Source organism: Aminipila sp. (genome assembly GCF_032051575.1).
Taxonomy (GTDB): domain Bacteria; phylum Bacillota; class Clostridia; order Peptostreptococcales; family Anaerovoracaceae; genus Aminipila.
Genome location: NZ_DAMBYD010000013.1, coordinates 99,366 through 111,956 on the forward strand (window position 1 = coordinate 99,366; position 12,591 = coordinate 111,956).

Genomic DNA, 12,591 nt, shown 5'->3' on the forward strand with positions numbered 1-12,591 from the left:
TCTCTTTCCCTTCTGTTAAATAAAATATCAGTCTCTGTTTTTTATTTGTGCTATAATCGGCTCAGTGGCTGCCTTATCTGTAAAATCAACCCTTTTGCCATAAGTTTCTAGCATCTGTTTATCTTCCTCATTTAGTAATGCTGGGTCTTTTTTCATTAATTGATGCTTTAACATAGCCATCATAATTTTATGAACAGTGTTAAGTTTTCTATAATCTATCCCCCCACGCAGATGAAAAAACTCAATGTTTTTTTGCTCCTCAGCAGTAAAAGCTTTATCAATGCTTTTACGTAAGCCCTTAAGATTTTCCTGATCTTTTGGATCAGCAAGTCCACAGGTAAATACAATCAGTTTCTTATCTTTTAACAGATTAAAATTATCTTTGATAATGGATATCCCTTTAATGCCCCCCGCATAGAGAGCACCGCCAAAAATAATAATTTCATAGTTATTTAAGATTTTTTTCTGTTTGATTTCTTCTTTCTCATATAGGTCTGCATTTAGTTCTTCCGCAATCCATTCTGCATACTTTTTGGTCGTACCATAATGAGACTGATAAATTACAACAATTCTATTCATAAGCTTCTCCTATCCCATTCATTATAAAGGAATTTAAAAATTTATTTGGGACATAATTACTATTATACATTAATATGCCTTTACATACAAAAATAAATTAATAGAAAAAATCCTCTTTGAGGATTCTTAAGCGGGGTTATATTATGAATACAATATTTGATGAAGTCTACTACGAACCAAATTCACTTACTTATCCTTTAGGGCAAATGCTACAAAATAAATATTCCAGCATTCCATGGATTCCTATAGATAGTCATAATAACATACCCCAACTTCGTAAAGCTGAAAACAAAGAATTTACCACTCTTAAGCGCCACTTAATTATAGGGGTACGTAAAACCCATAAATATGTAGCAAATCACAAGGTATCTGATTATCTAGTCCCCTATACCTCATCTGGATGTAGTGCCATGTGCCTGTATTGCTATTTAGTCTGTAACTATAACAAGTGTTCCTATCTACGGCTATTTGTTAATAGGGAACAGATGCTGGATAAGCTAATAAAAACATCCAACTTGTCTGAGCGATCATTGACCTTTGAAATTGGCAGTAACAGCGATCTTATCCTTGAAAATACAATTACAGATAACCTTGTGTGGACAATTGAACGCTTTGCAAAAGAAGGAAAAGGGTATTTAACATTCCCTACCAAGTTTGATATGGTAGAGCCGTTGCTTAAACTGGATCATCAAGGCAGAACAATATTTCGGATGAGTGTGAATCCACCAGAAATTATCCGCCGCATAGAGCTGGGAACCTCTTCTTTAGAAAACCGAATCCTTGCTATTAATTCTATGTGTGATGCCGGATACCCCATTGGTCTTTTACTTGCGCCTGTTATTCTTATTCCTGACTGGAAACAGTATTATTCAGATTTGATTGATCAACTTGCAGATAAGCTAAGTCTTAAGGTTAAGGAAACAGCTTTTTTAGAAATTATATTTATGACTTACAGCTTTGTTCAGAATGCTATTAATACTGAAGCATTTCCAGGTGCGGTCACACTATATGATAAAAATATCATGACTGGACGTGGACGAGGCAAATACTGTTATCGTGACTTGCTTAGAGTAGACGGGGAAGCTTTTTTGCGTGAACAGCTAGATAAAAAATTACCTGGAATGAAAATTCTTTATGTGGTTTGATATAGGATTATATTAATGAAAAATAACCCTGCGGACTAAGCACTTATTTCTAGTATCTATTCCACAGGTTTTTTTAATCCACCTACTATTTTTTTTACTGTACGGTTTTAAAAGCTTCTTCTAAATCCTCAATAATATCATTAATATTCTCCGTCCCAATTGATAGACGAATGGTATTAGGTTTAATTCCTGAACCAAGAAGTTCTTCTGCTGTCATCTGAGAATGAGTTGTTGATGCTGGGTGTATAACAAGTGACTTAACATCTGCAACATTAGCTAGAAGTGAGAACAACTCCAGCTGATCAATAAAGTCTTTCGCCTTCTGTGCATCGCCCTTAATCTCAAATGTAAAGATAGATCCGCCCCCATTTGGAAAATACTTGGCATATAATGCTTTCTGTTCTGCATCATCTGTCACGGAAGGATGATGAATCTTCTCAACCTGAGGGTGATTATTAAGATATTCTACAACCTTCAATGCATTTTCAACGTGTCTCTCAACTCTTAGTGACAAGGTTTCAAGTCCCTGAAGGAAGAAAAATGCATGGAATGGTGAAAGTGTTGCACCTGTGTCCCTTAAAAGAATCGCGCGAATCTTTGTAATATATGCAGCAGCGCCAACTGCCTTTGTAAAGCTGATTCCATGATAACTTGGATTTGGCTCTGTCAGTGAAGCAAATTTTCCGCTTGCTTCCCAGTCAAACTTGCCACTGTCTATAATTACACCACCAATTGTTGTGCCGTGTCCACCAATGAATTTTGTTGCCGAATGAACCACAATATCGGCACCATATTCAATAGGTCTCACAAGGTAAGGAGTGGCAAATGTGCTGTCTACAATCAAAGGGATCTTATGTGCATGTGCAATAGTTGCAATTTTTTCAATGTCCACAACGTCTGAATTTGGATTTCCAAGTGTTTCAATTAATATTGCTTTTGTGTTGTCTTGAATTGCACTCTTAACCTCTTCATAATTGAAGATATCTACAAATGTTGTTGTAACGCCCAATGTTGGGAATGTATGCTCTAAGAAATTAAATGTTCCACCATAGATGTTCTTTGCTGCTACAATATGGTCTCCTACCTGTGCCAGGTTTTCCAATGCATAAGTGATAGCTGCCGCTCCAGATGCAACTGCAAGTGCTGCAATACCACCTTCCAATGCTGCAATTCTCTGTTCAAACACATTTTGAGTAGGGTTAGTAAGTCTTCCATAAATGTTTCCTGCATCCGTAAGTCCAAATCTTGCTGCTGCATGGTCACTGTTATGAAAAACATAGGATGATGTCTGGTAAATTGGAACTGCTCTTGCATCTGTAACTGAATCAGCCTGTTCTTGTCCTACGTGTAACTGTAATGTCTCAAATCTAAAATTTCTTTTTTCTCTTGTTAATTTGCTCATAATATTTACCTCACTTTTCTATTCTATTTTATATAGGGAATTACATTTATTCATCATTCATTACTTACTGGGCAACACATTCGCTTTTCCTCAATTACAATATGTCCCCGATTTATTTTAACTAACATAGTTTTTCCTCCCGTACCGTTTCATTATGTATTTTGTACTTAGAAAATCTTGTGGCTACGCACCCTTTCTGAATATGATTAAATTATATCTCATGTAATTCCAAAGTGTTAATACATATAACATGCATCCTGTTATAGGTTGAACTTATATCACCATTTAGAGTCTCCATCTGATTAATCATATAATCCTGCACTGAAATACCTGTCACCTCTGTCTGGCAATACTACTACAATATTTCCCTTATCAATCTTCTCTGCCAGCTTTAATGCCGCCGACATTGATGCTCCCGAAGATGAACCTGCAAAAATACCTTCAGTTGCCGTAAGTTTTCTTGCTGTATCAAAGGCTTCTTCATCATTTACCTTAATTACATCATCAACAAGCTTCATATCCATTGTCTCAGGAATAAAATCATTTCCAATTCCCTCAATATTATAGTCTCCATGTTCACCTCCACCTATTGTCGAACCAACAGGATCTGCCAGAACCCCCTTAATTTCAGGTTTTTTTTCTTTTAGATATTTTAATATCCCATTATATGTGCCACCACTGCCTGCTCCAAGTACTACATAATCAATGTTACCTTCAAGAGCATTATATATTTCTGGCCCTGTTGTTTCGTAATGTGCCAAAGGATTACTCATATTCTTAAACTGCTCAAAAGATATAGAATTAGAAATCTGTGCTTTTATCTCTTCTGCCTTTTCAACTGCACCTAGCATTCCTTTTTCTCTAGGTGTATTTACAATCTCTGCTCCAAGTGCTTTCATCAATTTCTGTTTTTCGATGGAGAACTTTGTAGGGACGACAAAGATAATTTTATATCCTTTATTCAATGCTGCCATTGCAATTCCAAGCCCAGTATTCCCCGCAGTTGCTTCTACAATGGTATATCCCGTTTTCAAACGTCCTGATTCTTCAGCATCCTTAATCATATATTTCCCAATTCTGTCCTTAACACTTCCCCCTGGATTAAAGAGTTCTAACTTAGCAAATATGTTTACGTGCTTTTTTTGGTTAATATAACTTAACTTAACAAGTGGTGTATTACCTATAAGTTCCTGCATAGATTCATAATATTTCATTTTATTTTCCCTCCTTTATGACTTTCTATCTACCTTCATGCACAAAAAAAAATGCTTTCGATTTTCGAAAGCATTTTCATATGATGTGTTTAACTAATTTTATTTAATGGGAACTGTATTGCTGTTATTTCAACATGTTAAACACATATATTTTTTATGAAGGTCAACTTTCTGAATCAACTTTATGTTATTAAGTTCTTTACAACAGCAACAACAATTCCAAAGTCTTTTCATTTTGTTTTCCTCCTTTTCATATTTTATATAATTCCTATCTGATTACTATGTTATTATAATATGCTTATATCTTTAGATTGTCAATATATATTTTTATTTTTTTATAAAAGCTATCTTTTTTTGGCCTTTATATGTATTTCAGATAAATTGTCCAGTGCTAGCTGCAAGGTTTCATCTCTCTTTGCAAAGTGCAATCGGATAAGGTGATTTACATTTTCTTTAAAAAATGTTGAACCAGGTACAGCTCCGACTTTTACTTCCTTTGCAAGCCATTCACAGAATTCAATATCATTTTTACATCTAAACTCACTTACATCCACCATGACATAGTATGCCCCCTGAGGCGTGATATACTTGAGTCCGATGTCATCAAGCCCCTTCAGAAACAAATTGCGCATATGCGTATAATGATTCTGCAATTCTTTGTAATAGTTATCTCCAAAATCAAGCCCAACCGCTGCTGCCTCCATCAGAGGAGCTGCTGCCCCCACCGTAAGAAAGTCATGCACCTTCTTAACACGGTCAATGATCCTCTCCAGTGCAATAACATAACCCAAACGCCATCCTGTAATGGAATAGGTTTTTGATAACGAACTGCAAGTTATTGTACGTTCTCTCATACCAGGAAGAGTTGCCATATAAATATGCTCATACGGTTCATACACAATGTGTTCATACACTTCATCAGTAATTACATATGCATCATATTTAATCGCCAAATCTGCAATGATTTGTAATTCTTTACGGGTAAAAACCTTACCACATGGATTAGATGGATTACATAAAATCAATGCCTTTGCACCTTGCTTGAAGGCGGCTTCCAAAACATTGGCATCAAAATTGAATTCAGGTGGTATTAATGGTACATATATTGGTTCTGCCCCACTAAGAATGGTATCTGCCCCATAATTTTCATAAAAGGGTGAAAAGATAATAACCTTATCTCCAGGATTAGTTATTGCCATCATGGCTGCCATCATAGCTTCTGTACTTCCACAGGTAACCACAATTTCTGTATTAGGATTGATTTTCATCCCTGAGAAATGCTCCTGTTTATGTGCTAATGCTTCTCTAAAATTCTGTGCTCCCCATGTGGTGGCATACTGGTGTGGGCCCTCCATTGATACTTCAGCTAACCTTGTAAGTATTTCTTTTGGAGGATCAAAATCCGGAAATCCTTGTGAAAGATTTACTGCTCCATATTGATCTGAAATTCTTGTCATTCTTCTAATCACCGAATCTGTAAAAGCCGATGTTCTATTACTTAATTCCTGCATTTTTCCCCTCCTACAGCGGAAGTTTTCTGCCTACACCATTTGTCAATGCCTTATCAAACAAACTTCTTACTACATACATATCTTCTACTGCCATTCCAACATTATTACATACAATTAATTCAGCATTATTTTCTCTGCCTTTTTTGCTTTCACCAACAACCTCTCCTGTTTCTGCATATATATCAGGCAAACCATACGGATAATATCCATATCCCTTTAAAAGCTCATGCTGCTCTATACTGTCAACTAAATATTTATCTGCCCTTTTTATCGTTTTATCTTCATATAACGAATGGCAATCACACAGTAAGATGGTTTTTCCGCCTTCTATCCATTCATCCTTTATCTTTGGTTCAGGCTGTTCTGTAATAACCGTTGCTGATGCAATTACTTCTGACTTTCTAACCAATTCTTCTAATGAAGCTGCTTTGATTATCTTTGCTTTTAACCCTGGCTGCAAATCTTTAATCAAATGATCCACTGCCTCTTCAAAAATATCGTAAACATAGATTTCTTTTAATTTTGGAAGTACTTGTTCAATATTTTTCACATGCTGTCTTCCCTCTACACCACAGCCAATCATTCCAAATGTCTTAGTATAAGGATTCGCCAATTTTTTGATAGAGGCATAGGTAACCGCTGCTGTCCTAATTTCAGTTACATAAATACAATCTAAAATGGCAATTGGTATTCCAGATAAATGATCATTAAAAATAATCAATCCTTCTGCCTGCGGATATCCATATTTTCTGCTATTTCCCGGGTAGCAGGAGCCCCATTTAATTCCTGCTGCAAATGCTTCAGGGGCATATGCGGGCATTGCATGGTAAAAAGTTTCATGTAATGGATGAATACCTATTTTAGCAGGCATATCTACATTTTTCTTGCTATATGCCACCAAGGCTTTCTCGGTTAAATCCAATATTTCTTCATGGGTAATTTGAATATTTCTGACATCCGCTTGGGTTAAATAGAGAAGTTCTTTACCAATTGTCAGTTGATTATTTACCCACTCTCTATATTTCTCAGCTTCTGGATACAATTCTTTGCTCAATTTCATAATCTATTCCTCCCACGCTGCTAAATAAGACCCTTTAAAGGTTGTGGCATAAATTTCTTTTACCGCATCTGACTGATACGCATCAACTATTTTTTTATAAATTTCATTATCTTTATCTGCTGTTCTTGCCGCAATCAGATTCACATAACTATTTCCCGAATAGTATGTTACATTATCCTGAAAAATGGAATCCTTAGCTGGATTTAGTCCGTTATCAAGTGCATAATTGCAGTTAATTACCGCTGCTGCAACATCAGGAAGTAAAGAATATACATTTGCCGCATCTGCCTCTACTAGTTCTAGACTAAGAGGATTTTCTGTAATATCCGATACTTCAGGACTGTCACCTGCACTTTTATCTAATTTGATTAATCCTGCAGCTTCCAGAATTTTTAATGCTCTTCCTTCATTGGTTGCATCATTAGGCACTGCAATTTTTGATTTTTGCCCAATTTCACTTACATCGGAGACTTTATTTGAATAAATATTCATAGCCGATATAAACGTATCTCCAATAGCTACGATTTTATAACCGTTATTTTTAATTTCATCATTTAAATATGCATAATGCTGAAATGCATTCAAGTCAATCTCACCATTATCAAGTGCCTGGTTTGGGGTTGTATAGTCCGTAAAACTCACAAGCTCTATTTTAACCCCCTCTTTTCCAAGTTCTTTAATAACTGGATCCCACATTTCATTTGCTTCTCCTACTACACCAACCTTAACAACCTTTTTATCACTATTGCCACTTTTGTCATTTTTGTTTCCACATGCTGTTGATACAAATGCTAATGCTATCACCAAAACAAGTGCTAAAATTGTTCTTTTTTTCATCTTTAGAATCTCCTTTAATTCATTAATATTTTATAAATTCAGTGCAAGCTCATAATTTTCTCTCATAGTCTTACACGATTGATTAAACTTTTCTTTTTCTTCTCTGGTCATATTAAGTTCTATAATCTCTTCTACGCCATTTATTCCAAGAACTGATGGAACGGACGCATAAACATCATGCTGTCCATACTCTCCATCTAACAATACTGAAACAGGGAGAACTCTTTTTTCATCTGCAAATATTGCCCTTGTTACCTCCGCAATAGCTGCTCCTATTCCAAATTCCGTTGAACCTTTTCCTCCAAGGATGTGCCATCCTCCAGCTTTCCCTTCCTCAGCAATTGCACACAGATTAAGTTTTCCATACTTATCTGGCTTTTCCTTAATCAATTCCAGTATTGGTTTTCCTGCAATTGTCACGGTTGACCATGCAACCATCTGACTCTCGCCATGTTCACCTAATGCATAAGCATATACAGACTTTTGATCCATTCCTATTTCCTGCGCAATAGCCCTTCTAAGTCTTGCTGAATCCAAGGTAGTACTTGTAGAAATAATTTTTTCTTTTAAATACCCCAATTGGTTTTGCACATAATGTGCCACAACATCTGCGGGGTTTGATATACTTACTATGATCCCATGGAATCCTGAGGATTTAATTCCTTCAATTACGTCCTTCAGTATCTCAACTGTCTGTCCCAGCGTATCCATTCTGGTCTGCCCTTTACTGATATCTGGCAGTGGACCAGCAGCAATTATTAACAAATCCGCATCAGCGGCATCCATATAATTTCCTGCTGTAACCAGCACACGATGTGGGAGATATACCGTAGCATCAAATATATCTAATGCCTGGGCTATAGCTTTCTCTTTATCCACGTCAATATATACAATCTGTTCTGCCAACCCTTGTGATGCTAATGCATATCCTGCGTGTGATCCTACATGACCTGCTCCGACAATAACTACTTTTCTGGGTTTTAATGCCATAATTTTTCCTCCTTTATTAGTGTGTACTTTTTTTAGCTATGATGTTTCCAGCAATCTGTATAGCGCTAACTAACAAAACTAATACTAAAACCGAAGCATAGGTTACATCTACCTGATTTCTCTGATAGCCAAACCTTATAGCAAAATCACCAAGTCCTCCGGCTCCAACTGCACCAGCCATAGCCGTTAGTCCAATTAAACTTATGGCGGTAATGGTAGTAGCTCTGACTATCCCTGGAATACTTTCTTTCAAATAAACGCTAATAATTATCTTTATTGGTCCGTCACCCATGGATTGGGCGGCTTCAAGTAACCCTGGATTCAATTCTGCCAGTGCTGATTCAATCTGCCTTGCGAAAAAGGGTACGGTTCCAAACACTAGCGGAACAATTGCACCTTCAACCCCTATTGCCGTTCCTGCTATCAGCCTTGTGAGCGGAATTAATCCTGCCAATAGGATAATGAATGGGATGGATCTAAAAAAGTTAATTACTTTATCCAGAATTTGAAAAACAATTTGATTCTGTATTACGCCTCCTCTTTTAGTAACTGTGAGCAAAATTCCCAGAACAAGTCCAATAACAAAGGATATCCACCCGGATCTCACAACCATTTGTACCGTTTCTTCTATGCTTTCATAAAAATCAGGAAGCTTTGTAATTACATTAGGAAAATATGTATTAAGAAGCTCTTGCATCTAGAATCACCTCCACTCCAACATTCTTTTCTTTTAAATAATTAATGGCGGCCTCAATGTCTTCATCCTTCCCCTTTACAATGGATACCAATCCTCCTATGGGACTTTCTCCGATCAGTTCAATATTTCCAAAAATAATGTTTACATTTAAGTTAAACTTCCTTGAAATCTGTGAAACTAAGGCCTCTGATGAACTTCTTTTCAAATATTTAAATTTCAGTATGCACTCGCCTTTATTTAATTTAGTAATGGAAACATTACTCTCCATCAGTTCATGTATCTTCGATAGGTTAGACGTGCTGTCTACAAAATCCCTTGTTATTGCCTTTTGCGGATTGGAAAATACTTGGAATACATCACCCTCTTCAACAATTTCTCCGTTTTCCATAACAACTACCTTGTCACATATTTCTTTTACAACCTGCATCTCATGGGTGATTACCACAATGGTGATTCCAAGCGTTTCATTTAATTGCTTTAGCAGTCTTAATATAGACTTTGTTGTCTGCGGATCTAATGCACTTGTAGACTCATCACTAAGTAAAATCTCTGGATTATTTGCAAGTGCTCTTGCGATTGCAACTCTTTGTTTCTGCCCCCCTGACAACTGCGAAGGATACATCTTAGATTTGTCTTCCAAGCCAACTAAATGAAGTAGCTCGTCGACCTTTTTATTTATCTCTTTTCTCTTAATACCCTGATACTTTAGGGGATATGCTACATTCTGATGCACAGTTCTTGAAGAAAATAAATTAAACTGCTGAAAGATCATCCCAATTTTCTTTCGCTCTTTACGCAGCTGTTTTTCTGTCAATGCGGTCAATTCCGTTTCTCCTAAAAACACTCTCCCTTCGTTAGGTCTTTCTAATAAGTTAATGCATCTTACCAGCGTTGATTTGCCAGCTCCCGAAAAACCAATAATTCCACATATCTTGCCTTTCTCTATATTCAGATTTACATTTTTTACTGCTTTAACTGTTTTGCCACCCGACTCAAAAGTCTTACTAATATTTTGAAATGTAATCATGTTTTTAATCCTCCTTTCCATGTTATCTTCATTTTCGGGTAAAAAAATAGCAGATGCACCTTTTCATACGCATCTACTAACTATTTCACATCTTCACATCAGAAAATATATTAGTCTCCAGCAGTTTTTTGCGCACTTAATACACCCATAGTCATATGCATCTGCATATAACAACAGCAACATATCGTTTCATTATTCATCATTTTGTTATTTACAAAGTTATCAGTACGCATTTTAATTGCTCCTTTCAATTTAATTTCGTGTCTTTCTGACAATACCTATATTATCACATCTAAAAAATAGGTGTTAATACGTGAAAACGATATCCTGTTATAAGTTCAACCTATAACACCAATTCTTTATATTTAATTAATTCATCAACATATTTTCTTCCTTCTAAACCTAATGGTATCCTCTTATGCTTAATATATCCTATACGCATCACTTCATCTGAGTCCAGTTTCACTGCCTGATAATCACTTCCATTTAACTCCTCACAGATAATGCCTGAACACAAGGTATATCCATTTAATCCAACCATAAGATTCAGCATGGTTGCTCTGTCGTTGGCTTTAATAATTCTTTTGTATACATAGGTACTTAAAACCTCTTCAGCAAAATAAAAGGAATTATTTTTCCCCTGTTCAAATGATAAACAAGGATATTCCTCCAACTCATCCATGCTAATTATTTTTTTATCCGCTAATGGGTGCCCCTTCCATAAATACACATATGTATCACAGGAAAACAATTCTATAAATTCCAAGGCGTTTTCATTTAGAATCTTTGTAATTACCTTTTCATTAAATTCATCTAGATAAAGAATCCCCAGATCACTTTTAAAGGTTTTCACGTCATCTATTACATCGTAGGTTTTGGTCTCATGAACTGCAAATTCATACTCATCCATTCCAAATTGTTTAACCATTTCCACAAAAGCTTTTACTGCAAAGGAATAATGCTGGGTAGATACACTAAAATATTTTTTTCTGACTTTCTTTTCAATGTATTGCTCTTCCATTAACTGATATTGTTCTACTACCTGTCTTGCATAACCTAAGAATTCACTTCCTTCAGCTGTTATGGTTATGCCTCTGTTTGTACGCATAAAAATTTCTATTCCAATTTCATCCTCAAGTTCTTTTATTGTTCCTGATAAACTTGGCTGTGAAATGAATAATGACTTTGCCGCAAGATTTATTGAGCCTTTATCTGCTATTTCTATAGCATATTTCATTTGCTGAAGTGTCATCTAAACACCTTTCCTTTCCTTTTACAGGTTCTGTTATTTTTCCCTTTTTTCAGAAATTAACCATCTACCCTTGTTCTTATAATTTCATAGTATTCTAGTAGGTTTTACACATATTACTATTTTACTTCTGCTTTGTCAAGTAAAAGGGTTCACATTGACAAGTCCTTTTAAAAAAGGTACTATGTCTTAAAGTAAAACAAATTATTTACTTCTGGGTGGGAATGTTTATTATGATAAGGAGACCAAGATGAAAAAAAAATGGATTTTTATTTCCATAATCATTATTTTCATTATTTTTATACTTTTTTGTGTAAATAACCAAAATACTAAAAATGGCATAAATAATGAAAATATACATCCAAGTAAAGAATCATATATGCCCGCCTTAGAATTATTATATGAGGGCAAAATGAATGGTGTTGAATTTGGAATCGGAACTAAGTATGATAAAATTATAACTCAATGGGGGGAGCCTGAAGAATATACCGATTCTTTCATGGGAGCAATATTAATAAAATATGGTGATACCTATTTTTTTGTAAACGACAATCAAGTAACAGGGATTTATTATACTGGTAGCAATGAAATATATGGGGTCGAAATTGGTATGGACCTAGAACAAGTAGTGGAAATACTAGGGAGTCAAAATGACTTATACGATTCACCGTATAGCGAGCTATATCCTGATGAGCCTTTAATTCTTGAATATAAAGCTGGCAAATATATCGTTAATTTTGAGATTAATACTGAAAATAAAAAAGTTAATTCTATTTGTATCTTGCAAGATTTTGCACAATAGATTAAAGGCGAAGAGGCTGCCGCACTGATATGCTCCCTTCTAGGTAGACAAGTGAAATAATAAAACACTTGATACGTA

General features: G+C 35.6%; 13 protein-coding genes. 2 read left to right on the forward strand and 11 right to left on the reverse strand.

All coding sequences use genetic code 11. The features are described 5' to 3' along the window. Window positions 1–27: 27 nt before the first annotated feature. On the reverse strand, window positions 28–579 hold the full coding sequence (locus tag RTW14_RS16445) for a flavodoxin domain-containing protein (protein WP_312653442.1): 552 nt from the start codon (window positions 577–579) through the stop codon (window positions 28–30). Window positions 580–722: 143 nt separating this feature from the next. On the opposite strand from RTW14_RS16445, the gene RTW14_RS16450 reads away from it, so the two are divergent. Beyond that, window positions 723–1,724: an SPL family radical SAM protein gene (locus tag RTW14_RS16450; RefSeq protein WP_312653444.1), complete on the forward strand. Its 1,002-nt coding sequence runs from the start codon at window positions 723–725 to the stop codon at window positions 1,722–1,724. A 94-nt stretch (window positions 1,725–1,818) separates the two neighbouring features. Here the strand turns inward: RTW14_RS16450 and RTW14_RS16455 are convergent, their stop codons facing one another. The 10 genes from RTW14_RS16455 to RTW14_RS16500 all read right to left on the reverse strand — a co-directional run bounded on the left by RTW14_RS16455 (window position 1,819) and on the right by RTW14_RS16500 (window position 11,714). Next, window positions 1,819–3,126: an O-acetylhomoserine aminocarboxypropyltransferase/cysteine synthase family protein gene (locus RTW14_RS16455; RefSeq protein WP_312653446.1), complete on the reverse strand. Its 1,308-nt coding sequence runs from the start codon at window positions 3,124–3,126 to the stop codon at window positions 1,819–1,821. Between the two features lie 302 nt (window positions 3,127–3,428). After that, a complete protein-coding gene (gene cysK / locus RTW14_RS16460; RefSeq protein ID WP_312653448.1) occupies window positions 3,429–4,340 on the reverse strand; it encodes a cysteine synthase A in 912 nt (303 codons plus the stop codon). Window positions 4,341–4,684: 344 nt separating this feature from the next. Continuing rightward, window positions 4,685–5,851: a pyridoxal phosphate-dependent aminotransferase gene (locus RTW14_RS16465; RefSeq protein ID WP_312653450.1), complete on the reverse strand. Its 1,167-nt coding sequence runs from the start codon at window positions 5,849–5,851 to the stop codon at window positions 4,685–4,687. Window positions 5,852–5,861: 10 nt separating this feature from the next. Next, on the reverse strand, window positions 5,862–6,911 hold the full coding sequence (locus tag RTW14_RS16470; RefSeq protein ID WP_312653452.1) for an ornithine cyclodeaminase family protein: 1,050 nt from the start codon (window positions 6,909–6,911) through the stop codon (window positions 5,862–5,864). A 3-nt stretch (window positions 6,912–6,914) separates the two neighbouring features. Next, complete coding sequence (locus RTW14_RS16475) at window positions 6,915–7,748, reverse strand: MetQ/NlpA family ABC transporter substrate-binding protein (protein ID WP_312653454.1); 834 nt, start codon at window positions 7,746–7,748, stop codon at window positions 6,915–6,917. Window positions 7,749–7,778: 30 nt separating this feature from the next. Continuing rightward, window positions 7,779–8,738 (reverse strand): L-lactate dehydrogenase, encoded by a 960-nt coding sequence (locus tag RTW14_RS16480; protein ID WP_312653456.1) that lies wholly within the window; start codon window positions 8,736–8,738, stop codon window positions 7,779–7,781. Between the two features lie 16 nt (window positions 8,739–8,754). After that, window positions 8,755–9,435, reverse strand: a complete 681-nt coding sequence (locus RTW14_RS16485) for a methionine ABC transporter permease (protein ID WP_312653458.1) — start codon at window positions 9,433–9,435, stop codon at window positions 8,755–8,757. Then, window positions 9,419–10,462, reverse strand: a complete 1,044-nt coding sequence (locus RTW14_RS16490; protein WP_312653460.1) for a methionine ABC transporter ATP-binding protein — start codon at window positions 10,460–10,462, stop codon at window positions 9,419–9,421. The genes RTW14_RS16485 and RTW14_RS16490 overlap by 17 nt, the downstream gene beginning before the upstream one ends. 110 nt (window positions 10,463–10,572) lie before the next feature. Next, a complete protein-coding gene (locus RTW14_RS16495; RefSeq protein WP_312653462.1) occupies window positions 10,573–10,695 on the reverse strand; it encodes a hypothetical protein in 123 nt (40 codons plus the stop codon). Between the two features lie 110 nt (window positions 10,696–10,805). Further along, window positions 10,806–11,714: a LysR family transcriptional regulator gene (locus tag RTW14_RS16500; RefSeq protein ID WP_312653464.1), complete on the reverse strand. Its 909-nt coding sequence runs from the start codon at window positions 11,712–11,714 to the stop codon at window positions 10,806–10,808. Window positions 11,715–11,961: 247 nt separating this feature from the next. On the opposite strand from RTW14_RS16500, the gene RTW14_RS16505 reads away from it, so the two are divergent. Next, on the forward strand, window positions 11,962–12,513 hold the full coding sequence (locus RTW14_RS16505) for a DUF4309 domain-containing protein (RefSeq protein WP_312653466.1): 552 nt from the start codon (window positions 11,962–11,964) through the stop codon (window positions 12,511–12,513). Window positions 12,514–12,591: the final 78 nt, after the last annotated feature.

Bases quoted from the DNA above. Each gene is read 5' to 3' on its own strand.
- RTW14_RS16470 (WP_312653452.1), bottom strand. From the start codon at position 6,911: ATGAAATTGAGCAAAGAATTGTATCCAGAAGCTGAGAAATATAGAGAG.
- RTW14_RS16495 (WP_312653462.1), bottom strand. From the start codon at position 10,695: ATGCGTACTGATAACTTTGTAAATAACAAAATGATGAATAATGAAACG.
- cysK (WP_312653448.1), bottom strand. From the start codon at position 4,340: ATGAAATATTATGAATCTATGCAGGAACTTATAGGTAATACACCACTT.
- RTW14_RS16455 (WP_312653446.1), bottom strand. From the start codon at position 3,126: ATGAGCAAATTAACAAGAGAAAAAAGAAATTTTAGATTTGAGACATTA.
- RTW14_RS16445 (WP_312653442.1), bottom strand. From the start codon at position 579: ATGAATAGAATTGTTGTAATTTATCAGTCTCATTATGGTACGACCAAA.
- RTW14_RS16485 (WP_312653458.1), bottom strand. From the start codon at position 9,435: ATGCAAGAGCTTCTTAATACATATTTTCCTAATGTAATTACAAAGCTT.
- RTW14_RS16475 (WP_312653454.1), bottom strand. From the start codon at position 7,748: ATGAAAAAAAGAACAATTTTAGCACTTGTTTTGGTGATAGCATTAGCA.
- RTW14_RS16490 (WP_312653460.1), bottom strand. From the start codon at position 10,462: ATGATTACATTTCAAAATATTAGTAAGACTTTTGAGTCGGGTGGCAAA.
- RTW14_RS16480 (WP_312653456.1), bottom strand. From the start codon at position 8,738: ATGGCATTAAAACCCAGAAAAGTAGTTATTGTCGGAGCAGGTCATGTA.
- RTW14_RS16450 (WP_312653444.1), top strand. From the start codon at position 723: ATGAATACAATATTTGATGAAGTCTACTACGAACCAAATTCACTTACT.
- RTW14_RS16500 (WP_312653464.1), bottom strand. From the start codon at position 11,714: ATGACACTTCAGCAAATGAAATATGCTATAGAAATAGCAGATAAAGGC.
- RTW14_RS16465 (WP_312653450.1), bottom strand. From the start codon at position 5,851: ATGCAGGAATTAAGTAATAGAACATCGGCTTTTACAGATTCGGTGATT.
- RTW14_RS16505 (WP_312653466.1), top strand. From the start codon at position 11,962: ATGAAAAAAAAATGGATTTTTATTTCCATAATCATTATTTTCATTATT.